Here is a 22,400-nt window from a genome sequence, read left to right on the forward strand (position 1 = left end):
CAGCCACCCCGCGAGAAGCCCTGCATCAGCTACTCTCAGACCAAGAAAACAGCGGTGTTGCATCGACCAGTTGAATCCACCCCCGGCGTACCGGGTGCACTTGTCCGCACGGGCAACAGTTGGCGGGGCGGACCGGCCTAGCGTTTGGCGGTGGGCAGCGGCGGCCGAGCTGCCGCGATCTCGAGGATCCGGCCACGGCAGGCGAACCAGCCCAGGATCAGCGCCGGGATGATCAGGCCGAGCGAGCTGATGGTGAGGGTGCCGACCGGCCAGTCGAACGCCATCAGCACGAGCACCGTCGCGAGGAAGGCCAGCGTGAGGTACCCGGTGAACGGGGCTCCGGGCATCCGGAACGCCGGCCGGGTGAGGATGCCCGCCTTCGCCCACGCCTGCAACCGCAGCTGGCAGAGCACGATCATGCCCCAGGCGCTGATGATGCCGATCGCGGCCATGTTCAGCACGATCTCGAACGCCTCGTCGGGAACAAGCGCGTTCAGGGCCACGCCGAGCAGGGTGACGACACCGGTGAGCAGGATGCCGCCGAACGGCACCCCATTGCGGCTCACCTTGTCGGCGAACCGGGGGGCCGACCCGGCCAGGGACATCGACCGGAGGATGCGTCCGGTGGAATACAGGCCGGCATTCAGTGAGGACAGCGCTGCGGTGAGGACAACGAGGTTCATGATCACGTCGACGCCCTCGACACCGATCGAACCGAAGAACGTCACGAAGGGGCTCACGCCGGCCTCGTATGCCGTGTACGGCAACAACAGCGAGAGCAACAGGACCGACCCGACGTAGAAGACCGCGATGCGCACGATCACCGTGTTGATGGCCTTGGGCATCACCTTCTCGGGGTTCTCGGTCTCGCCGGCGGCCGTGCCGATCAGTTCGATCGAGGCGTAGGCGAAGACCACGCCCTGCACCACGAGCACCGACGCGAGCAGGCCGTTGGGCAGCCAGCCGCCGTTGTCGGCGATCAGGGAGAAGCCCACCGTCGCGCCCTCCACCGGGGTGCCGAAGATGACCATCCAGGTGCCCACGATCAGGAACACCACGATGGCGACGACCTTGATCAGGGCGAACCAGAATTCCAGCTCACCGAACACCTTCACCGAGAGCAGGTTGAGGCCCAGCACCACGGCGAGGGCCAGCAGCGCGAACAGCCACTGTGGCACGTCGCCGAACGGGGCCCAGTACTTGCCGAAGAAGTTCATGTACAGCGCCACCGCGGTCACGTCCACAATCGCGGTCATCACCCAGTTCAGCCAGTACAGCCAGCCGGTCACGAACGCGGTCTTCTCCCCGAAGAACTCCCGCGCATACGACACGAAGGAGCCGGAGGTCGGCCGGTGCAGCACCAGCTCGCCGAGCGCCCGCAGGATCAGGAACGCAAAAAAGCCGCAGATCGCGTACACGAACACCAGGGCGGGACCGGCGATGGCCAGCCGGCCGCCCGCGCCGAGGAACAGGCCGGTGCCGATGGCGCCGCCGATCGCGATCATCTGCACGTGCCTGGCCTTGAGGCCCTTGTGCAGGCCCTGGTCCTCGTGCACGCTCAGGGCGTCGTCGATGTGCTCGAGCGGGGTTTCCTCGTGGCCGGAGCGGTGCGGGGTGGCGCTGGTGCGTGCGGGCGAGTTCTCGGGGCGGTCTGGCCCTGTGGTGCGAGTGGTCACGTGGAGCATCCGATCTGGGGTTTGCGGCAACACTAGTCGACGGATGCTCAACGGTCAGGGTCGAAAGACCCCTCCTGTAGACTGGGCAGCGACACTCTGACCGTAGAGACGACACTCTTTTACAGAGAGCCGGGAGGCCCCATGGCGACAATTCTCCTGGTCTTCCTGCTCGTTTCCGTTCTCACTCCCACGCTCACCCGCCTGATCGGGTTGCGCGTTTTTTATGTCGTGGCCATCCTGCCCACTGTGGCGTTCGGCTACACCCTCACCCAGACGAGCGTGGTCACCGTCGGCGGCGCCGTCACCCAGAGCCTGCCGTGGATCCCGCAGCTGGGCATCAGTCTGTCCTTCCGGGTGGATGCGCTCGCGTGGCTGCTGGCCCTCGTCGTCACCGGTGTCGGTGCGCTGGTGCTCATCTATTGCGCTCGCTACTTCGACGCCGACGAGCCCAGCCTGGGCCGGTTCGCCGCGCTGCTGCTCGCCTTCGCCGGAACCATGTACGGTCTGGTCACCGCTGACGACATCCTGGTGATGTTCATGTTCTGGGAGATCACCAGCGTGCTTTCCTACCTGCTGATCGGGCACTACACGACCAAACGGGAAAGCCGCGGTGCCGCCCTGCAGGCCCTGCTGGTGACCACCTTCGGCGGCCTGGTGATGCTCATCGGCGTTGTGATGATCTCCGTCGACGCCGGCACCACCTCGCTGGCCGCGATCGTCGCCGAACCCAGCGGGACCCCGATCGCGATCTGGGCGGTGCTGCTGATCCTGGTCGGTGCGCTGTCGAAGTCGGCTCTGATCCCGTTCCACTTCTGGCTTCCCGCCGCGATGGCCGCGCCCACCCCGGTGAGCGCCTACCTGCACGCCGCCGCGATGGTGAAGGCCGGCATCTACCTCACCGCCCGGTTCGCGCCTGGCTACGCGGACTCGCCGGGCTGGTTGCCGGTGCTGGTCACCATCGGCATCTGGACCATGCTCGTCGGCGCCTGGCGGTCGCTGCGCCAACACGACATCAAGCTGATGCTCGCCTACGGCACCGTCAGCCAGCTCGGCTTCCTCATGGTCGTCGTCGGCTTCGGCACCCGCGACGCTGCCCTCGCCGGGGCGGCGCTGCTGCTCGCCCACGCGCTGTACAAGGCCACCCTGTTCCTCGTGGTCGGCATCATCGACCACCGCGCCGGTACCCGCGACTGGCGCAAGCTCTCGGGGATCGGCCGCCGCGAACCGGCGCTCGCCGCCATCGCCCTCATCGCCGTCGCGTCGATGGCCGGCCTGCCGCCGCTCCTGGGTTTCGTCGCCAAGGAGTCGGTGTTCACCGCGTTCCTCGAGGCCGGCCTGGCCGGCGACGGCTGGGGCTGGATCGCCCTGGCCGGTACCGCGCTCGGTTCGGTGCTCACCGTCGCCTACAGCGCCAAGTTCTTCTGGGGCGCGTTCGGCACCCGCCCGGTGATCAGCGACACCCCCCTGCACGCCAGTCGGTGGGACTTCGCTCTGGCCCCCGGCATCCTCTCGGTCGCCACCGTGCTGCTGGGCCCATTCGTTATGCTGCTCGACCCGATGCTGGCCGCGTACGCCGACACCGTGCCCGGCGGCGGCGATTACCACCTGGCGCTCTGGCACGGGTTCGAACCGGCCCTGTTGCTCAGCACGATCGTGGTGCTGCTGGGCCTGGTCATTTTCGCCCAGCGCAAGCGGGTGGCCCGCTGGCAGGCCGCCGTGCCCGCCTGGGTGGACGCCGGCCACGGCTATGGCCACACCGTGCGATTCATCGACAGGGTGGCCGCCCGCACCACCCACCTCGCCCAGCGAGGCGGTCTGCCGCAGTACCTGTCCACCATCCTCGTGGTGTTCGTGCTCGCGCTGGGCGCGGCGTCCTTCGTCAACCGCACCTGGCCCGACGCCATCGTGCTCTGGGACTACCCGGGGCAGGTGATCATCGGCCTGGTCATGATCATCGCCACCGTGATGGCCGCCAGGGTCGGGCAGCGGATGACCGCGGTGCTGCTGGCCGGCGTCACCGGCTACGGCCTGGTCGCCCTGTTCGCCTTCCACGGCGCCCCCGACCTGGCGCTCACCCAGGCGCTCGTCGAATCGATCACCCTCGTGGTCTTCGTGCTCGTGCTCCGCCGGCTGCCCAGCCGCATCGCCGAGCACAACCGCCCGATGCACCGTCGCCGGCGGGCGATCATCGGCGCCCTCGTTGGCATCGTGATGGGCACCATCGCGGTCATCTCCCTCGGCGCCCGCCAGGCGCAGAGCATCGCCGCGGAACTGCCCAGGCTGGCCGTCGAAGAGGGCCACGGCAACAACATCGTCAACGTGATGCTCGTCGACATCCGGGCCTGGGACACCATGGGCGAGATCTCAGTGCTCATCGTGGTGGCCACCGGCGTCGCGAGCCTGCTGTTCGTGTCCGGTCGCAGCACAGAAATGCCCAGGCTCCGCGAGTCCCGCAAACGCCGCGAGCCGAAGAACCGCCGCCGCGTCGTGGCCGACCCGCACGCGAGCTCCGCCGGCCACGCCGTGACCCGCCAGTCCTGGCTGCTCGGCGGTCGCACCCAGTCGGCCGAGAACCGGTCGATCATCATCGAGGTGCTGGTGCGGCTGCTGTTCCACCCGGCCATCATCGTGTCGATCTACCTGCTCTTCGCCGGCCACAACCTGCCCGGCGGCGGCTTCGCCGGCGGCCTGCTGGCGGGCTTGGCCCTGGTGGCCAGGTACCTGGCCGGCGGCCGGTACGAATTGGGCGAAGCCGCCCCGATCGACCCGGGCAAAATCCTGGGACTCGGCGTGGTGCTCGCCGTCGGCACGGCCGTGGGATCGCTGTTCGTCACCGGGATCCCGCTGGAGTCGGCGTACTTCGAGGCGGACCTGCCGGTGCTCGGCCACCTCTCCTTCGGCACCTCCAGCATCTTCGACATCGGCGTGTACCTCGTGGTCATCGGCCTGGTCCTCGACATCCTCCGCAGCCTCGGCAGCGAGATCGACCGGCAGAGCGAACTCGACGAACCCGGCGACGACGGAGAAGACCACTCCACCGTGCCACCGATCGGCAACGCCTCCAGCGACGCCGGCGACGCTCTCGGCTTCGACGCGTCGTCGGAGTGGACCCCCGCCGAGGCGCCCGCGCCCGGCACCGGACCTGACACGGCCCCGATCACTCAGCCGGCCGGCGAGAGCCGTAACGCACCGGAAGGAGACCGGCGATGAGCGCCTCCCTGACCCTGGTGATCGTGATGGCGGTGATGTACGCCGCGGGCATCTACATCATGCTCGAGCGCAGCCTCACCCGGGTGCTGATCGGATTCCTGCTCGTGGGCAACGCCACCAACCTGCTCATCTTCATCATGAGCGGCCGGCCCGGCAGCTCACCGATCGTCACCGGCACGTCCCTGGACGACACCATGGCAGACCCGGTTCCGCAGGTGCTGATGCTCACCGCGATCGTGATCAACTTCGGCATCACCGCACTGCTGCTCGCGCTGATCTACCGGTCCTGGTGGCTGGCCCAGCTCGGCGACGAGGGCGACACCCTCACCGACGAGCACGCCGCGGAGACCTCCGGGGATTCCGAGGTCACCTTCCGCTCCTCCACCGACGACGAGGCCGCCGTGCAGGCGTCGCTCGACGCCAGCGAGGACGGCAGCGACGACGACAGCAGCGGAGCCGACAACACCGGCAACAGCGACCGGGAGGCCGGCACCTGATGAACATACTCGTGCCCCTCGTGGTCGCCATCCCGCTGCTCGGCGCCGCGCTCACCCTCGCCCTCGGCCGCCGCTCGCGCTACCAGGTGGCGGTGAGCGTGTTCTCGCTGGCGGCCGTCGTGGTGATCAGCGCCATCCTGCTGGTGCTCGTCGACCAGCAGGGACCCGCCGTGGTGCACGTGGGCGACTGGCAGGCGCCGTGGGGCATCGTGCTCGTCGTCGACAGGTTGTCGGCGATCATGCTCATAGTCTCGGCGCTGATGCTGCTGGGCGTGCTGCTCTTCGCCGTCGGCCAGGGCATCGTGGAGGGCGACCAAGAGACCCCGGTGTCGATCTTCCACCCCACCTACCTGGTCCTGGCGGCAGGGCTGTTCAACGCGTTCATCGCCGGTGACCTGTTCAACATGTACGTGGGCTTCGAGATGCTGCTCTCGGCCAGTTACGTGCTGCTCACCCTCGGCGGCACCGGTGCACGCATCCGCGCCGGCGTGACCTACATCGTCGTGAGCCTGGTCTCCTCGATCCTGTTCCTCTCCGCCATCGCCCTGATCTACGGCGCCACCGGCACCGTCACGCTGGCGCTGCTGGCCGAACGCATCCCGGAGCTGCCCGGCGACGTGCAGCTGATCCTCGGGCTGATGCTGCTCATCGCCTTCAGCGTCAAGGCGGCGGTGTTCCCGCTCTCGTTCTGGTTGCCGGACTCCTACCCGACGGCGCCGGCCCCGGTCACGGCGGTGTTCGCCGGACTGCTCACCAAGGTGGGCGTCTACGCGATCCTGCGCACCCAGACGCTGCTCTTCCCCGACAACCGACTGCAGGTGCCGCTGATGATCGTGGCCCTGCTCACCATGGTCATCGGCATCCTCGGCGCGCTGGCCCAGGCCGATATCAAACGACTGCTCTCGTTCACCCTGGTCAGCCACATCGGCTACATGATCTTCGGCATCGCCATCGGCACCGAGGCGGCGATCGGGGCCACCATCTACTACGTCGTGCACCACATCATGATCCAGACGACACTGTTCCTGTGCGCCGGGCTTATCGAGCGCATTGGCGGCACCACCTCGCTGGCCAGGCTCGGCGGGATGCTCAAGGCCGCCCCGTTCGTCGCCATCCTGTTCTTCATCGGGGCGATGAACCTCGGCGGCATCCCGCCGTTCTCCGGCTTCCTCGGCAAGGTAGCCCTGTTCGACGCGGGCGTGCAGGTCGGCGGGGGCCTGAACTACCTGCTGCTCGCCGGCGGTGCGGCGACGTCGCTGCTGACCCTGTACGCGCTGGCCCGGGCTTGGAACATGGCGTTCTGGCGGCCGCGTCGCGACGTGGAAAACTACGACTCCGCCATGCTCAGCGCCCTGCAGGACGACCCGCACGACGAGGGCACCGTGCTGACCAAGACCACATCACCGCTGATGACCGCGGCCACCGCGACCATGCTGGCGCTCACGGTGTGCCTCACCGTCTTCGCCGGCCCCGCCTTCGACCTCGCCGCCCGCGCCGCCGCGAACATCGAAGAGCCGTCGACCTACATCGACGCCGTCTTCCCCGGCGGTGCCCCGTGAGCGCGCGCCGGGAGCGCCTCGCCGCCGCCCTGAACCAATTGCCGCTGTTCCTTGGCCTGGTGCTGCTCTGGGCGCTGCTATGGGGCAAATTCTCCTGGCTGAACCTGCTCACCGGGGTGATCTTCGCCGCTGTCGTCTCCATCGTCTTCTACCTGCCGGCCGTGCAACTGAGCGGCCGAATCAACCTCTGGCGCAGCGCCTGGCTGTTCGGCAAGCTGCTCTTCGACATCGTGCGCGCCTCCGTCGACGTGTCCTGGCTCGCCCTGGGCCCCACCTACACCCCGAGCAACGCCATCGTCGCGGTGCACCTGCGCACCCGCAGCGACCTCATCCTCACCTGGACCGCCGTGGCCACCTCCATCGTGCCCGGCTCCATCGTGGTCGACATCGAACGGCTCGACTCCACCCTGTACCTGCACGTGATCAACATGCACGACGTGGCGGCGACCCAGAAGTTCCGGGCCCGGGTGCTGGCCACCGAGCGACGCATCGTGCTGGCGTTCGGCTCCGCCGAAGACGTCGAGCGGGTCTCCAGGGTGCGCGCCGAAGAAGACCTGCGCCACGGCCTCGACCGGTCGGCCGGGCCGCACACCCCCACGGACCCCCAGAACGGAGCCCCGGCATGACCCCCATGGATATCGTCGCGATCGTCGCCGGCCTCATGTTCGGCGCCGGCGCCCTCGCCGCCGTCTACCGCATCATCCGCGGACCATCGGTGCTCGACAGGGTGATCGCCTCCGACGTGCTCGTCGCCACCATCATCTGCGCGCTGGGCGCCGAGATGGCGTTCAACCGGCACACCGACAACCTGCCGGTGCTACTGGTGCTGGCCCTGTTCGCCGTGCTCGGTTCGCTCAGCGTCGCCCGATTCCTGCCCGGCCGGAACCGCGCATGAACGCCCTCTGGAGCGACGTGGTCACCGCGGTCCTTGTGCTTCTCGCCGCCCTGATGTGCCTCGCGGCCGGCGTCGGCCTGCTGCGCTTCCCCGATGTGCTCACCCGGCTGCACTCCGCCACCAAGCCGCAGATCCTCGGCCTCATGGCGGTCACCCTGGACATCGCGGTGACCAATTTCAGTGTCGGCACCGTGACCCTGGTGGTCGCGATCGTGCTCTTCCAGGCGCTCACCGCTCCGATGGCCGCGCACCTCGTGGCCCGCGCCTCCTACCAGACCGACCACCTGCGGCCCGATCTGCTCGTGATCGACGAGCTTCGGAACGCACGCGGCTGATAGTATTGCCGGGTCGCGACTGGCGTAGCACGAAAGATGGGTCACCATCGGGGAGCGACTGACACGGTTAGTGACCGCACGCCTGGGCCACGACACATCCATCGATAGTCTCAAGGAGTTTTCCCGTGTCCGACAGTGTGCTTACCAGTTCCGTACCCTCCACCTTCAACGAGCCCCTCGAGGTCGTCGACCCCGAGATCGCCGCGATCCTCGAGCAGGAGCTCGGTCGCCAACGCGACTACCTCGAGATGATCGCCAGCGAGAACTTCGTGCCCCGCGCCATCCTGCAGTCGCAGGGTTCGGTGCTCACCAACAAGTACGCCGAGGGCTACCCCGGCCGTCGCTACTACGGCGGCTGCGAGTACGTCGACGTGGCCGAGCAGCTCGCCATCGACCGGGCCAAGAGCCTGTTCGGCGCCGAATACGCGAACGTGCAGCCGCACTCCGGTGCCACCGCCAACGCCGCGGTGCTCTCCGCGATCGCCACCCCCGGCGACACCATCCTGGGTCTGGAGCTGGCGCACGGCGGCCACCTCACCCACGGCATGAAGCTCAACTTCTCCGGCAAGCTCTACAACCCGGTCGCCTACGGCGTCGACCCGGAGACCTTCCGAGTGGACATGGACGTCGTGCGCGACAAGGCGCTCGAGCACAAGCCGCAGGTCATCATCGCCGGCTGGTCGGCCTACCCCCGCCAGCTCGACTTCGCCGCGTTCCGCGCCATCGCCGACGAGGTGGGCGCCAAGCTCTGGGTCGACATGGCCCACTTCGCCGGACTCGTCGCCGCCGGACTGCACCCGTCGCCGGTGCCGTACGCCGACGTCGTCTCCAGCACCGTGCACAAGACCCTCGCCGGTCCGCGCTCGGGCTTCATCCTCTCCCGCGACACCGCGCTGGCGAAGAAGCTCAATTCCAACGTGTTCCCCGGCCAGCAGGGCGGCCCGCTCATGCACGTGATCGCCGCCAAGGCCACCGCGTTCAAGCTCGCCGCGCTGCCCGAGTTCAAGGAACGCCAGGAGCGCACCCTCCGCGGCGCCCGCATCCTGGCCGACCGGCTCACCGCCGACGACTCCCGCGCGGCGGGCATCGACGTGCTCACCGGCGGCACCGACGTGCACTTGGTGCTCGCCGATCTCCGCAACTCGGAGATCAACGGCCAGCAGGCCGAAGACGCCCTGCACGAGGTGGGCATCACCGTCAACCGCAACTCGGTGCCCTTCGACCCGCGCCCGCCGATGGTGACCTCGGGCCTGCGCATCGGCACGCCGGCCCTGGCCACGCGTGGATTCGGCGACGCCGAGTTCACCGTCGTGTCCGACGTCATCGCCGAAGCGCTCAAGCCCGGCGCCGACATCCCCGCGCTCCGCGCTCGGGTGAAGGGCCTCACCGACGCGTTCCCGCTCTACCCCGGCCTGTCCCAGTAGGTCCGTCGGGTCGTGACGGATGCGGCCACTAGCGTCAGCGCATCCGTCACCGCCCGCACCCGGCAGCACTTCGCCGCCCCCGCGTCGGGGGCCGGCAGGGCCGCTGCCCGATTGGCGCGTGGCCCCAGGCTGGGGCCGGCGCGCAGTACTACCAACAGATCGGATGTCGCATGACCGCACTCACCCTCGACGGCGTCGCCACCGCGACCCAGGTCAAGCTTGAACTCACCGAGCGCGTACGCGCGTTGGCCGCGCTGGGCTCTGTGCCCGGCCTCGGCACCCTGCTCGTCGGCGACGACCCGGGCTCGCGCTCCTACGTGGCCGGCAAGCACCGGGACTGCGCCGAGGTGGGCATCGAGTCGATCCGCGTCGACCTGCCCGGCTCCGCCACGTCGGCGGATGTGCGCGCCGCGATTGCCGACCTCAACGCCGCCCGTGAGGTCACCGGCTACATCATCCAGCTGCCGCTTCCGGTGGGCCACAACGAGAACGCCATGCTCGAGCTGATGGACCCGGCCAAGGACGCCGACGGCCTGCACCCCACCAACCTCGGACGCCTGGTACTCGGCATCGAGGGGGAGCTCAGCTCGCCGCTGCCCTGCACCCCGGCCGGCATCGTGGAGCTGCTGCGCCGCTACGACGTGCCGATCGCGGGCAAGAACGTGGTCGTCATCGGCCGCGGCCTCACCGTGGGTCGCCCGCTGGGCCTGCTGTTCACCCGCAAGGGCCTGGACGCCACCGTCACCCTCACCCACTCCCGCACCGTCGATCTGGCCGCCGAGGTACGCCGCGCCGACATCGTCGTGGCCGCCGTGGGAGTGCCGCACCTGGTGCAGGCCGACTGGATCAAGCCCGGCGCGGCGGTGCTCGACGTGGGCATCACGAGGGTGGAGAACCCGGAGACCGGCAAGGGCATCCTCACCGGAGACGTGCACCCCGACGTCGCGTCAGTCGCCGGTTACCTCTCGCCGAACCCCCGTGGCGTGGGTCCGATGACCCGCGCGATGCTGCTGGCCAACGTGGTCAAGGCCTCCGAGCGCCTGCTCAAGCCCTAGTCTCGTTCCGCGAACCGTGAGGTAGGCCCCAGAATCCCGCCGATTCTGGGGCTCTCAGTTCGCGAGGCGATGCAGCGCTGCATGGCCCAGGTAGGCCACGGCGTTGTGCCGGATGCCCTCGATTTCCTCTGGCGTGAGGGCGCGGCGCACCTTGGCCGGCACGCCGGCCACCAGGGAGCCCGGCGGCACGATGGTGCCCTCGAGCACCACGGCGCCCGCGGCCACGAGCGAGCCGGCGCCGATCACGGCACCGTTGAGCACCGTGGCGGCCATGCCGATCAGGGCGCCGTCCTCCACAGTGCAGCCGTGCAGCACGGCACCGTGGCCCACCGAGACGTCGCGGCCCACGGTCAGCGGGAACCCGCCGTCGACGTGGCAGGAGACGTTGTCCTGCAGGTTAGAGCGCGCGCCGATGCGGATGGGCTCTGCCTCGGCGCGCAGGACCGCGTTGTACCAGACGCTCGCGTGCTCCGCCAGGCTCACGGTTCCCACCAGCACGGCGCCGGCGGCGACGAATGCGCTCTCGGCCACCCGGGGCCCCGGACGGTCGGGCAGGGTGATGAGGCGGGCGGCACTGTCGGCGGTCATGGGTCCACCCTAGTAATCCGACGCCGTGTTGCGCTGACCCCTTGAGCCCAAGGCCCAAAGCGTCCTATTTATCGGCCCATGTCCTTTCGACCGTTCGACCAGGTGGGCGGAAGGTGGGGGGCATCTAGGATGCAGGAATGGTGAACACCGCGCATCCGGCCGTCGACAGAGTGCGCCTGGCGCTGAACGCCCAGGGTCTCGACCCCGAGATCCGCTGGTTCGACGACGCCGCCACAACCGCTGTCGCGGCAGCCGCCGCGTTGGGCATCGAAGTGGGCGCCATCGCGAACTCACTGGTCTTCACCCTCGACGGCGCGCCGCTGCTGGTGCTCACCTCCGGCGCGCACCGCGTGGACACGGCTTGGCTGGGGGAGCGGCTTGACGGCACCATCGGCCGGGCGTCGAAAGACCTGGTGAAAGAGGCCACCGGGCAGGTCATCGGAGGGGTCGCGCCCGTCGGGCATCCGTCGCCGATTCGCACCCTGGTTGACGAGGACCTGGCCGATTACCCCGTGGTCTGGGCCGCGGCTGGGCACGCGCACACGGTCTTCCCCACCACGTTCGCCGAGCTGCTCCGCCTCACCGGCGGCGAGGCGACCCCCGTCGTTCCGGCGAAATAGGCGTCCGCCACCAGCCTTCGGCACACTGGAACCGTCCGCGGCAGCTCGGGCAGGTCGTCGAGGCGGATCTCCGGAGCCTCACTCACTCGAAGCTGGGGTGGATCGTCGACTGCCTGCCCTCGATCTCGGGCCGGTCGACGATGGGTGATCCGTGACGCGGCCGATCACGCGCTCCATGTGCTCGCGGTCCTGTACGGACATCTTGGCCAAGACTCTCGGCCGCCTGCGCGCGGCGCGCAGGTCCTGTTCGACCTGCTGCACGCGGCGGCGCCTGATGCCCGTGCTCTCGTCGAAGGCGCCGCCAAAGACGGTGTGGATGACGTCGTGGATGGTGGGGGGTCGGCTCGTTCATGTGGACAGCGTGAGCCGAGCCACCGACACTCGGGGCGCCCTGAGACTCAATTGCGGACTTCCCGCCTTAGCTGGTGAAACGAAGGCGGGAAGTCCGCAATTCGATCGCGGATGGTGTCTCGTTAGACGAGGCGGGCGGCCCCGGCCGCGGCGCGCACCACGAACATGTCGGGCGCGGTGAAGCCCGCGGCGGCGAACGCAGAAGACACGGCCTGCTGCACCGCGGGGATCAGTGCGTGCGGGGTGAGCGCGATGGCAGAGCCGCCGAAGCCGCCGCCGGTCATGCGGGCCCCGAGGGCGCCGGCGGTGCGGGCGGTCTCCACGGCCAGGTCGAGCTCGGCGACCGAGATCTCGAAGTCGTCGCGCATGGAGGCGTGCGACGCATCCAGCAATGCACCGATGGCGCTGGGACCCTCTTCGCGCAGCACCTGCACGGTGTCGAGCACCCGCTGGTTCTCGGTGAGGATGTGCCGCACCCGGCGGTATGTCTCCTCGTCGAGAACCGACGCGGCCCGCGGCAGGTCGTCCACGGTGAGGTCGCGCAGCGACCCGACGCCCATCAGCGCCGCGCCCTTTTCGCAGGAGGCACGTCGGTCGGCGTAGCCGCCGGTGGCGTGCGCGTGGCTGACCTTGGTGTCGATCACCAGCAGCTCGAGGCCCGCGGCGTCGAAGCCGAGCGGGATGACCTCGGACTCGAAGCTGCGGCAGTCCAGGAACACGGCGGCATCCGTCTGGCCCAGTAGCGACGCCGACTGATCCAGGATGCCGGTGGGCGCGCCAACGACCCGGTTCTCGGCCAGCTGCCCCACCCGCACGAGCACCCGCTTGTCGAAGCCGAGGTTCCAGACCTCGTCGAGGGCCACGGCGGTGGCGCACTCGATTGCCGCGGAAGACGACAGCCCGGCGCCGATCGGCACGTCGGAGTCGATGTAGGCGTCAAAGCCGGTCACCGCTTCGAGGTCCGCGCCGTGTTCGCCGAGGGCCCAGGCCACGCCGAGCGGATACGCCGACCAGCCCGACACTGTCTCGGGGGAGAGGTCGTCGAGCGAGATCTCGACGACCTCGTCGGTGAAGGAGCTGGCGACCCGTAGCATCCGGTCGTCTCGCACCGCGAGGGCCACGACGGCACGGCGGTTGATCGCGAACGGAAAGACGAAGCCGTCGTTGTAGTCGGTGTGCTCGCCGATCAGGTTGACCCGGCCGGGGCCGAACCACAGGCCGTCGGCGTCGCGGCCGAACCGGCCCTGGAAGCCGCTGAGAATGCTCTGGTGGTCGCTCACGAGTGGGCCTTTCCGGTGGTGCTGTCGGTGGCTGCGGCATCGGCGGCGTCCGACCGCGCGATCGCTGCACGGATGTTGTCGGCCGCCTGCTCGGGCGTCACGTCGCCGATCCAGGCGCCCATGGCGGCCTCGGAGCCGGCCAGGAACTTCAGTTTGTCCTCGGCGCGGCGCGGGCTGGTGAGCTGCAGCATCAGCCGGATGTCGTCCCGGTGCACGTTCACCGGCGCCTGGTGCCAGGCACCGATGTACGGGGTGGGCGTGGAGTAGAGCTGGTCGATGCCGCGCAGCAGCCGGCGGTACAGCACCGCGAGCTCGTCGCGCTCGGCCAGAGTGGTGCCGGCGAAGTCGGCCACCTGCCGGTGCGGCAGCATGTGCACCTCGACGGGCCAGCGGGCGGCGAACGGCACGAAGGCCGTCCAGTGCTCGCCCCGCAGGATGACTCGCTCGCCGGCCTGTTCGCTTTCCAGGATGTCGGCGAACAGGGTGGGGCCGTAGCTCTCGATCGAGTCGATCAGCCGCTGGGTGCGCGGGGTCACGTACGGGTAGGAGTAGATCTGGCCGTGCGGGTGGTGCAGCGTGACACCGATGGCCTCGCCACGGTTCTCGAACGGGAACACCTGCTCGATGCCGGGCATCTGGGAGAGCGCGTGGGTGCGCTCGGCCCAGGCTTCGATCACGGTGCGGGCGCGGGTGACCGAGAGGCTGCCGAACGAGCCCTCGGTGGCGGGGCTGAAGCAGACGACCTCGCAGCGGCCGACCGAGGTGCGGATGCGCCCCAGCCCGATCGTGCGCAGATCGTCCAGGCCGGTGGGCGCGTCGTCGTCGGTGAGCAGCGGGCCGAACGAGGGCGACTTGTTCTCGAACACGGCCACGTCGTAGTTGCTGGGCACCTCTGAGGGGTTCTCCGGGGTGGACGGCGCGAGCGGGTCCAGGTGCGCCGGCGGCAGGAACACCCGGTTCTGCCGGGCCGCGGCGATGGACACCCATTCGCCGCTGAGTGGGTCCTGGCGCATGCGCGCGTTCGCCGGACGCGGACCGAGGTCGCGCAGGTCGGGAGCCCGGTCGGGCGACAGGGTGGTGTCGGGGTCATCGAAATAGATGAGCTCGCGGCCGTCGGCCAGGGTGTGCGCCTGGCGTGCGATGGCGGTGTCTGCGACGAATTCTGGGGTGGGAGTCATGATGGCATCAACGCTAGCCGATTTGCGCAACCGAAACCACCGCTTGCGTATTGAAAAGCGACACAAAATAAGTGAAGATTGCGGTATGGCCTCAGCGGAACATCCGACCGACCGGGATTTGTTGCCCGCCCACCAGCGCCGGGAACAGATCCAGCGGCTCGTCGACGAACGCGGCTTCGTGCGCGTCAGTGAGCTCAGCGACACCTTCGGCGTCTCCGGCGTCACCGCCCGCGCCGATCTCGACCAGTTGGAGAGCGCCGGCACGCTCACCCGCATCCACGGCGGTGCGGTGCCCGCAGGGATCGCCACCACGAGCCGTCCCGACCGGGAGTTCTCCTTCGAGGAAGCGCTCGTCTCCTCGGTGATCCCCAAGCAGCAGATCGGCGAGCTCGCCGCATCGCTGGTGGCCAGCGGCCAGAGCGTGATCCTCGACGTGGGCACCACGACTCTCGCGATCGCCCGGGCCCTGGTGGCCCGCACCGACCTCACCGACATCGTCGTGATTACCAACGGGCTGAGCATCGCCCTGGCCCTGGAAAGCGCCATCCCACGGTTCACCGTGATCGTCACCGGCGGGTCGCTGCGCCCGCTGCAGCACTCGCTGGTCGACCCGCTCGCCGCGACCGTGCTCAGCCAGGTGCACGCCGACCTCGCCTTCATCGGCTGCAACGGCGTCGACGCCGACGGCGGCGTCACCAATATCAACCTGCCGGAGGCCGGCGTGAAGACCCTGATGCTCGCCGCTGCGGCGCGCGCGATCATCGTCGCCGACGGTGCCAAACTAGGGCAGGTGCACCTGGGCCGGATCGGCCCGCTTGCCGCCTTCGACACCCTGGTGACGGATGCGGCCGCCGACCCGCTCACCCTGGCCCCGCTCCGCGAGGCCGGCCTCGCCGTGCTCCAACCGAGCTGATCCGAAAGTCCACCATGTCGTTTGCTGCCGCCACCGGAACCCAATACAGCCTCACCCTGCAGACCCCGCAGGGCCCGGCCACGGCGACCATCACCGAGGTCGCCGCCGGCATCCGTGAATATGCACTCAACGGCACAGACCTGGTGGAGGGCTTCGCGGCGACGTCCGTACCGCCGCTCGGCGCCGGGACCGTGCTGGTGCCCTGGCCCAACCGCATCCGCGACGCGATCTGGACCCAGCACGGCGTGCGGCACCTGCTGGCCATCACCGAGCCGGCGCGGCTGAACGCCATCCACGGGCTGCTCGCCGTCACGGCTTATCGGCTGGTCGCCCAGAGCGACGCCGAGGTGACCCTGGCCGCCACGGTCTACCCGCAGGCCGGCTACTCGTACCAGCTGGACACCACCGTCAGCTATGCGCTCACGGCCGACGGCCTGGCCGTCACCCACACCATCCGCAACGTCGGCAGCGAGAGTGCCCCGGTCGCACTGGGCACCCACCCCTACCTCAAGATCGGTGACGTGCCCACCGGCGACCTCGTGTTGCGTCTGAACGCGACCAGCCACATCGACGTTGACCACCGGCTCAACCCCATCGGCGTCAGTCCCGTCGACGGCACCGCGTTCGACCTGCGCGCCGGCGCCCGGGTGGACGACCTCGACCTTGATGACGGGTTCGGCGGTGTGATCGTTCGGGACGGCCGCGGGGAGCACTCCCTCACCGCTCCGGACGGCCGCCGGGTCACACTCTGGGGCGACGAGAACATGGCCTACGTGCAGGCGTTCACGCCGCGCAACTTCCCGGTGCGCACCGGCACCGCGGACGGCGGCGAGACCACCGAACTCGGCCAGGCCGTGGCGATCGAGCCGATGACCGCTCCGGCGGATGCCTTCAACTCCGGCCACGGCCTCCGTTGGCTGGCTCCCGGCGAGGACTGGGTCGTTCGCTGGGGAATCACCCCGACGGGTTTCGCAGCCTGAGCAACCCGGCCTAGGGTGGCGGGAGCGCTGCGCACACCGCGCTCCCGGACCGACGAGGAACGACCAGACCCATGGCAACACCCTCCCTGAGTACATCCGCCCCCACCGCTCCCGGCGGCCGAGCCCCACTCAGCGCCTCCGACGAGGCCCGCCGGGTCGCACTCGTGGGCATGAAGCGATTGGCCCTGGGTCTGCTCGTGGCCATGGCCGTGGTCTTCGCGGTGTCGTTCGCGCTGCAGGACCGCTACCCGGGGCTCGAGTACGTGCGTGCTGCCGCCGAGGGCGGCATGGTGGGCGCGATCGCCGACTGGTTCGCCGTCACCGCGCTGTTCCGCTACCCGCTGGGGCTGCGCATCCCGCACACCAACATCATCGCCAACCGCAAGGACGAGATCGGCGAGAGCCTCGGCGAATTCGTGGAGTCGAACTTCCTCTCCGATGCCGTGGTGCGCGGCAAGCTCGAGTCCATCGGCATCTCCCGCCGCCTCGGCGCCTGGCTGGTGCAGCCCGCCAACGCCGAACGGCTCACCGACGAACTCGCGCACGCCGGCACCGGGCTGCTCGACCTGCTCAGCGACGACGACATCAAGGACCTGCTCGAGGGCGTCGCCCGTGAGCACCTGCTCGAACCTTCGTGGGCGCCGAGCCTGGGCCGGTTGGGCGAGAACCTGGTGGTCTCCGGCCGGCACCACGCCGCGGTGGACCTGCTGGTGGACAAGGCCCAGAGCTGGCTGCAGACCCACCCCGAGGCCTTCGGCACCTCGGTGTCGACCCGGCTGCCCCGCTGGGTGCCCGGCTTCGTCGGCGAAATGGTCGACGACAAGGCCTATCGCGAGGTGCTCGGTTTTGTGGCGACGGTGCAGGCCGACCCCGAGCATCCGCTGCGCGCAGCCATCGACCGCTACCTGGCCGAGCTGATGGACGACTTGCAGCACGATGACACCATGATCGAGAGGGTCGAGGTGCTCAAGCTCGAGTTGGTCGACAACGCCAAGCTGCGCGAGTTCGCCGGCGACGCGTGGGAGTCCGTCAAGCAGTCGCTGCTGAGCGCCCTGGCCGATCCGGCCAGCGCCGTGCGCACCGGCATCACCTCGACGGTGCTGGATGTGGGCGGCCGGCTGGTGCGCGACGCATCGCTGGGCGCCCGCATCGACCGCTGGCTGGCGGATGCGGCCGGCTACCTGCTGCAGAAGTACCGGCACGAGATCGCCGGCGTGATCACCGAAACCGTGGAGCGGTGGGACCCGGCCGAGACCACCGAGAAGATCGAGTTGCAGGTGGGCAAGGACCTGCAGTTCATCCGAATCAACGGAACCGTCGTCGGTGCGCTGGCCGGCCTGCTGATCTTCTCGCTCGCCCAGGGGGCGGTGCTCGTGTTCGGCCTGTGACCGCCTGGCACCTGGCGGATCCGGCCGATGCGGATGCCCGGACACTCTGACGGCGCCCACCGCGGTGAGCCATACTGAAACGGTGGAGAACGGTTCGCACAACACCCAGGGCAGCGCCACCCCGGGCCCGGCCACGCCCTCCACCGGCAGGATCGTCGACGAGGGCATGCTCATCGCCCTCGCCGCCGTGCGGATGGCCCTGAAGAACCGCATCATCGTCGGCGCCCTCCGCGACCACAGCGACTATGACCCGGCACAGTATGCCGCGCTCGCCAGGCAGGAACTGCTCGAGGTGGCCCGGCAGAACGACGAGGACTCCACCCGCGTCGAACGCCTCGGCGCCCACCTCTCGCGCACCACCGGTGCGGGCAAGAGCCGGGAGCTGGAGAACAAGCGCAGGGACGTCGTGCGGCTGGGTCGGCGACGCACCCTGCACGACCACGTCGCCGAACGGTTGCGGGAGATAGCCGACGACGACGAACAGGTCGCCGCTCTCGTACAGAAGGCCCGAGCGGATGCGCTCCAGGAGATCAACGACGCGCTCGCGGCCCGTCTCCTGGCCCAGCGCGTCGACCCGAACCAGCCCGGCTACGAGGCCGCCCGCGCCGCCAGTATGCGGGCCGTCGGCAAGATCGACCTCGCCGCCCTGGCCAAGAAGTCCCGGCACCGCGGCTGATCGCTGAGCGCCGGGGCGTGCGGGGCGGCCGGCACCGGCCCAGCCGTCGGCACGAAAGCCGTCGCCGTTCGCTACGCTCGAAGGGTGGATACCCAGGCAATACAGACTTTTCTCGATGACAGCGATTTCTCCGGCGTGGTGTTGGTGCGTGACGGCGACCGCACCATTTTTGAGGCGGCCCGCGGGTTCGCCACCCCGCGTTGGCAGGTGCCCAATACTCTGGACACCCGCTTCGACACGGCGTCGATCACCAAGCTCTTCACCAGTGTGGCCGTGCTGCAGCAGGTGGAAGCCGGCCGGCTCGACCTCGAGGCGTCGATCCACGAGTACGTGGACCTGGGGGGCAGCTCGATCGGCACCGACGTCACCCTGCTGCACCTGCTCACCCACACCAGCGGCATCGCCGATGACGTCGACGAGGAGGCCGGCGAGGACTACGACGAGTACTGGGCTGTGACCCCCAACTACTCGCTGATCGAAACGATCGACTTCCTGCCGTTGTTCGCCGACAAGCCGCGCCTGGCCCCGCCTGGGGTGCAGGTCGAGGACTGCAACGTCGGCTATATCCTCGCCGGGCTGGCCGTGGAGAGGGCCTCCGGCCTGTCCTACCGCGACTATGTGCGCGAAGAGGTCTTTGCCCGCTCGGGCATGGCCGACTCCGGTTTCTTCGACCGCCGCGACGCTGTGGAGCGGGTCGCCGAAGGCTGGGACCGCCGCGAGGACGGCAGCTGGGTCTCGAACATCTACAGCTCCCCGGCGATCGGCTCGCCCGATAGCGGCGCCCACACCACCGCCGGTGACCTGATGAACTTCCTCAACGCCGTCCGCGGCGGCCAGCTGCTCTCCAAGGAGTACACCGACGAGTTCTTCACCCCGCAGGTGGATTACGACGACGACGTGAAGTACGGCTTCGGCCTCGAGTTCGACCTCGACGACAACGGCAAGGTGCGCTCGTACTACAAGGACGGCGTCAACGCCGGCGCCAGCGGCATCCTGCGGCACTACCCCAAGAGCGGTCTCGACGTGGTGGTGCTCAGCAACGCCGAAGAGGGAGCCTGGGACCTCGTGGTGGAGATCGACGCCCAGTTCTAGGTGGATGACGGTACCGGGTGCCGGTCGGCGGGTCAGGCGCCGGTATGCGGGTGGCACGCCACCCGCATAACGGCGGGGCGCCCGCACACCTGACCGCGTGCGCTCCGGCGACGGGATGGCGCGCAGGGTCCTACTCGGCCACCGTGGGCTGCGGGCAGCGCAGCTGGGTGCGCTCGCCGCTGCGGTCGATGTCGTGCGCGGTCATCGGCTCCCCGCAGAGCGGGCACCGGGCCACCGGGCGCTCCTGCGCAGGCACCTCGTCGTCGTACGGGCCCAGCGGCGGCGGGCCGATGAAGGGCAACAATCGACCGTTCAACCACGCCGTGAAGCCGCCGGCCTCCTTGATGGTCGGTTTGCGTTTCTTGGCAGAGGTCATAATAGTTAGTGTACTAACTAAATGGCGGCGTGGCCACGGGTGCCCGACGACGGATGCCCGGCCCCGGATGCCCGCTCAGGAGACGCGATGACCGAACCGAACGTGCTCGCCCTGGAGAACCAGGTCTGCTTCGCCCTCACCGTCGCGGCACGCACGACTGTGGCCCTGTACAAGCCGATCCTGGAGCCGCTGGGCCTCACCCATCCGCAGTACCTGGTGATGCTGGCGCTGTGGGAGCAGCATCCGCGCACCCTTCGCAGCCTGGCCGAGGTGCTGCGGTTGGAGCCGGCCACCCTGTCACCGTTGCTCAAGCGGCTGGAGGCGACCGGCCACATCCGCCGCGAGCGGTCGGCGACCGATGAGCGTGCGCTGCAGGTGACGTTGACCGAGCACGGCCGCGAGCTGCGCCACATCGCCGAGACCATCCCGGAACGGGTGGCCGGCACCCTGGAGATGTCGCCCGAGACCCTGATCGCCCTGCGGGACACCCTTAACGAGGTCATTCGCGCCACCAGCGCGACCCGGTAACCCGAACCGGCGGCGGAGTCGTACGCTGGCGGCATGCAGAAGATCTCGATCGACGCCCTCGCCCGCCAGCAACTCGCCGCGGCCAGCACCGCCAGCAGCGGCCGGGCGGCCGACACCGTGTACGGCGGCCACGAGAAGGTGCTGCGCCAGACCGTCATCGGCATGGTCAAGGGCACCGTCCTGGCCGAGCACGAGAACCCGGGCGACGCGACCGTCTTCGTGGTGAGCGGGCGGGTGCGCCTGATCGTGGGGGAGGACTCCTGGCAGGCGCGCACCGGCGACCTGCTCATCGTGCCCGACGCCAGGCACAGCCTCGAGGCCGAAGAGGATGCGGCGATCCTGCTGACCGTCGCGAAGCGTCCGTAGGGAACGCCGAGGTGCCCTGTTCCGGACGAGATGCCCCGGTGTGCCGGGGCAACTCGTTTGCGCGGGGGCTACTCGGTGGGAGAGCCGTTACTCGGGCGGGGCGGGCCAGCCCAGAGCGAGCTCGGTCGCAGCGGCGCTCGCCGCGGTGATGTCCTCGGCGCTGCCGCCGTTCTGCGCGGCAGCCAGCCCCACCAGGAACAGGCTCAGCGGCGCCGCCGGCCGGGCCACATTGTGCGCCACGTCCCGGGCCACGTCCAGAAGCAGTCCGGTGGGGACCACGTCGGCGTCGAGGCCGAGCCGGGTCGCGAGGGCGGCCAGCCACTCGTCGAGGGCTTCGGGAGGGAGCGGGATGTTCGTGCTCATGGTGTCACTCCTCGGTGGCGGTGGCGGTGGCAATAATGGTGGCAACGGGTGAGGCACCGGGCGCGGATTCCGCGCCGTCGGTCTCGATCCCGGCACCGGAGGCGGCAGGCTGGGCCACCGGCAGCTGAGCGGCGTCGAACCGGCCGGACTCGGCATCGATGGTGAGCACCCGGCCGATCAGCGGCTCGCCGGTGCCGGTGATCAGGCGGACGGCCTCCGCCGCCAGGATCGCGCCGGCCTGGCCGCGCAGCGCACCGAGCACGCCGGGGTCGGCTGGGGCAGCGGCCGCGCCGGCCGCATCCGTGCCGAAGAAGTCGCGCAACCGGGTCGAGCGCTGGCCGCTGCGTCGTGGTGGGCTCGACCAGAACACCGACACCTCGGCGTTGCCGCGGGCCACGGAGCCCCACACCAGCGGCAGGCCGAGGCTGGCGCAGGTGTCGCCAACGAGGAACGGCTGCGGGGTGAGGTCGCTGCCGTCGATCACCAGGTCGTAGCCGCCGAGGATGCGGGTAGCCGACTCGGCCGTGAGGTCCTCGTCGTGCGCCGTCACGGCGGTGTCGGGGGAGAGGGTCAGGATGGTGGTGGTGGCGAGCACCAGGGCGTCGACGTCGAGTGGGCCCACGTCGGCCAGCCCGATGGTGCCCACCCCGGCCGCGGCGAGGGAACGCACGGCGGGCGCGCTGAGTCCCGTGGTGCCCAGCACCAGCACGCGGGCGGCCGCGAGGCGGCGGTGCCCGAGGTCATCGATCGGCGGCAGTCGCAGCTGGGGCAGGTTGCGCACCTGCTGCAGACGCGCGGTTTCGGTGGGGCTGAGCGGGCCGGTGGGCTCGACGAGAGGGGGAAGTGCCATGACACCACGGTACGCGGCAATCGTCCCCGGCATGCCCACGCCGCCCCGACCATCCAGCAACCACAGTCCCGCTCTAGCGTGTTGTCCCTTCCGCGAGAGCGGCCGGATGGCTACTTCGCGGCGCTCGAAGCAGCCACGCTCCCGCTCTCGCGTGTTGTCCCTTCCGCGAGAGCGGCCGGATGGCTACTTCGCGGCGCTCG

The 22,400-nt window shown here is 69.6% G+C and carries 23 protein-coding genes and 1 riboswitch; of the genes, 16 read left to right on the top strand and 7 right to left on the bottom strand.

Features of this window, described 5'->3' with window-relative positions; all coding sequences use genetic code 11:
- Positions 1–137 precede the first annotated feature (137 nt).
- Positions 138–1,574, bottom strand: a complete 1,437-nt coding sequence (locus E3T19_RS03040) for an amino acid permease (RefSeq protein WP_240632507.1) — start codon at positions 1,572–1,574, stop codon at positions 138–140.
- A gap of 243 nt (positions 1,575–1,817) precedes the next feature.
- Between E3T19_RS03040 and E3T19_RS03045 the strand changes: the two genes are divergently transcribed.
- The 8 genes from E3T19_RS03045 (at position 1,818) to E3T19_RS03080 (ending at position 10,651) form a co-directional block, all read left to right on the top strand.
- Positions 1,818–4,886, top strand: coding sequence for a Na+/H+ antiporter subunit A (locus tag E3T19_RS03045; protein WP_134408105.1), 3,069 nt, complete (start codon positions 1,818–1,820; stop codon positions 4,884–4,886).
- On the top strand, positions 4,883–5,383 hold the full coding sequence (locus tag E3T19_RS03050; protein ID WP_088457098.1) for a sodium:proton antiporter: 501 nt from the start codon (positions 4,883–4,885) through the stop codon (positions 5,381–5,383). The genes E3T19_RS03045 and E3T19_RS03050 overlap by 4 nt, the downstream gene beginning before the upstream one ends.
- Entirely contained in the window at positions 5,383–6,942 is a 1,560-nt protein-coding gene (locus E3T19_RS03055) for a Na+/H+ antiporter subunit D (protein WP_134408106.1), read from the top strand. The genes E3T19_RS03050 and E3T19_RS03055 overlap by 1 nt, the downstream gene beginning before the upstream one ends.
- Entirely contained in the window at positions 6,939–7,568 is a 630-nt protein-coding gene (locus E3T19_RS03060; RefSeq protein ID WP_121678497.1) for a Na+/H+ antiporter subunit E, read from the top strand. Before E3T19_RS03055 ends, E3T19_RS03060 begins: the two co-directional genes overlap by 4 nt.
- Positions 7,565–7,837, top strand: coding sequence for a monovalent cation/H+ antiporter complex subunit F (locus E3T19_RS03065; RefSeq protein WP_088457095.1), 273 nt, complete (start codon positions 7,565–7,567; stop codon positions 7,835–7,837). The genes E3T19_RS03060 and E3T19_RS03065 overlap by 4 nt, the downstream gene beginning before the upstream one ends.
- Positions 7,834–8,172 (top strand): monovalent cation/H(+) antiporter subunit G, encoded by a 339-nt coding sequence (gene mnhG / locus E3T19_RS03070; protein ID WP_103432207.1) that lies wholly within the window; start codon positions 7,834–7,836, stop codon positions 8,170–8,172. Before E3T19_RS03065 ends, mnhG begins: the two co-directional genes overlap by 4 nt.
- A gap of 5 nt (positions 8,173–8,177) precedes the next feature.
- A riboswitch (ZMP/ZTP riboswitch) is annotated at positions 8,178–8,267 on the top strand.
- Between the two features lie 30 nt (positions 8,268–8,297).
- On the top strand, positions 8,298–9,596 hold the full coding sequence (glyA, locus tag E3T19_RS03075) for a serine hydroxymethyltransferase (RefSeq protein WP_279327050.1): 1,299 nt from the start codon (positions 8,298–8,300) through the stop codon (positions 9,594–9,596).
- Between the two features lie 170 nt (positions 9,597–9,766).
- Positions 9,767–10,651, top strand: coding sequence for a bifunctional methylenetetrahydrofolate dehydrogenase/methenyltetrahydrofolate cyclohydrolase (locus E3T19_RS03080; protein WP_103432208.1), 885 nt, complete (start codon positions 9,767–9,769; stop codon positions 10,649–10,651).
- A gap of 54 nt (positions 10,652–10,705) precedes the next feature.
- Here the strand turns inward: E3T19_RS03080 and E3T19_RS03085 are convergent, their stop codons facing one another.
- Positions 10,706–11,239 (bottom strand): gamma carbonic anhydrase family protein, encoded by a 534-nt coding sequence (locus E3T19_RS03085; protein WP_134408107.1) that lies wholly within the window; start codon positions 11,237–11,239, stop codon positions 10,706–10,708.
- Positions 11,240–11,376: 137 nt separating this feature from the next.
- Between E3T19_RS03085 and E3T19_RS03090 the strand changes: the two genes are divergently transcribed.
- The gene (locus tag E3T19_RS03090; RefSeq protein ID WP_088457091.1) at positions 11,377–11,859 is read left to right on the top strand and encodes a YbaK/EbsC family protein; all 483 of its coding nucleotides are present in this window, start codon (positions 11,377–11,379) and stop codon (positions 11,857–11,859) included.
- Between the two features lie 473 nt (positions 11,860–12,332).
- Here E3T19_RS03090 and galK read toward each other — a convergent pair whose 3' ends face one another.
- Both galK and galT read right to left on the bottom strand, forming a co-directional pair.
- On the bottom strand, positions 12,333–13,490 hold the full coding sequence (gene galK, locus E3T19_RS03095) for a galactokinase (protein WP_134408108.1): 1,158 nt from the start codon (positions 13,488–13,490) through the stop codon (positions 12,333–12,335).
- Complete coding sequence (galT, locus tag E3T19_RS03100; protein ID WP_088457089.1) at positions 13,487–14,668, bottom strand: galactose-1-phosphate uridylyltransferase; 1,182 nt, start codon at positions 14,666–14,668, stop codon at positions 13,487–13,489. The genes galK and galT overlap by 4 nt, the downstream gene beginning before the upstream one ends.
- Positions 14,669–14,753: 85 nt before the next feature.
- On the opposite strand from galT, the gene E3T19_RS03105 reads away from it, so the two are divergent.
- From E3T19_RS03105 to E3T19_RS03125, 5 genes are all read left to right on the top strand, one after another.
- Positions 14,754–15,581, top strand: a complete 828-nt coding sequence (locus E3T19_RS03105; protein WP_088457088.1) for a DeoR/GlpR family DNA-binding transcription regulator — start codon at positions 14,754–14,756, stop codon at positions 15,579–15,581.
- Between the two features lie 14 nt (positions 15,582–15,595).
- Entirely contained in the window at positions 15,596–16,561 is a 966-nt protein-coding gene (locus E3T19_RS03110; protein WP_088457087.1) for an aldose 1-epimerase family protein, read from the top strand.
- Positions 16,562–16,632: 71 nt separating this feature from the next.
- Positions 16,633–17,949 (top strand): DUF445 domain-containing protein, encoded by a 1,317-nt coding sequence (locus E3T19_RS03115; protein ID WP_134408109.1) that lies wholly within the window; start codon positions 16,633–16,635, stop codon positions 17,947–17,949.
- Between the two features lie 82 nt (positions 17,950–18,031).
- Positions 18,032–18,625 carry a hypothetical protein gene (locus E3T19_RS03120; RefSeq protein WP_134408110.1) on the top strand — a complete coding sequence of 198 codons (594 nt, stop codon included), beginning with the start codon at positions 18,032–18,034 and terminating at the stop codon, positions 18,623–18,625.
- An 84-nt stretch (positions 18,626–18,709) separates the two neighbouring features.
- Positions 18,710–19,717, top strand: coding sequence for a serine hydrolase (locus E3T19_RS03125; RefSeq protein ID WP_088457085.1), 1,008 nt, complete (start codon positions 18,710–18,712; stop codon positions 19,715–19,717).
- Positions 19,718–19,847: 130 nt separating this feature from the next.
- On the opposite strand, the gene E3T19_RS03130 is transcribed toward E3T19_RS03125, so the two are convergent.
- Positions 19,848–20,093 carry a hypothetical protein gene (locus E3T19_RS03130; protein ID WP_088457084.1) on the bottom strand — a complete coding sequence of 82 codons (246 nt, stop codon included), beginning with the start codon at positions 20,091–20,093 and terminating at the stop codon, positions 19,848–19,850.
- 87 nt (positions 20,094–20,180) lie between these two features.
- Here E3T19_RS03130 and E3T19_RS03135 point away from each other — a divergent pair, with 87 nt between their 5' ends.
- Positions 20,181–20,621, top strand: a complete 441-nt coding sequence (locus tag E3T19_RS03135) for a MarR family winged helix-turn-helix transcriptional regulator (protein ID WP_103459212.1) — start codon at positions 20,181–20,183, stop codon at positions 20,619–20,621.
- Between the two features lie 33 nt (positions 20,622–20,654).
- On the top strand, positions 20,655–20,987 hold the full coding sequence (locus E3T19_RS03140) for a cupin domain-containing protein (RefSeq protein ID WP_134408111.1): 333 nt from the start codon (positions 20,655–20,657) through the stop codon (positions 20,985–20,987).
- Between the two features lie 87 nt (positions 20,988–21,074).
- On the opposite strand, the gene E3T19_RS19165 is transcribed toward E3T19_RS03140, so the two are convergent.
- Entirely contained in the window at positions 21,075–21,350 is a 276-nt protein-coding gene (locus tag E3T19_RS19165; RefSeq protein ID WP_088457081.1) for a DUF6457 domain-containing protein, read from the bottom strand.
- Positions 21,351–21,354: 4 nt separating this feature from the next.
- Entirely contained in the window at positions 21,355–22,200 is an 846-nt protein-coding gene (locus E3T19_RS03150; RefSeq protein WP_166788780.1) for a ThiF family adenylyltransferase, read from the bottom strand.
- Positions 22,201–22,400: the final 200 nt, after the last annotated feature.

The sequence above is a fragment of the Cryobacterium sp. TMT4-31 genome (assembly GCF_004403385.1).
Taxonomy (GTDB): Bacteria; Actinomycetota; Actinomycetes; order Actinomycetales; family Microbacteriaceae; genus Cryobacterium; species Cryobacterium zongtaii.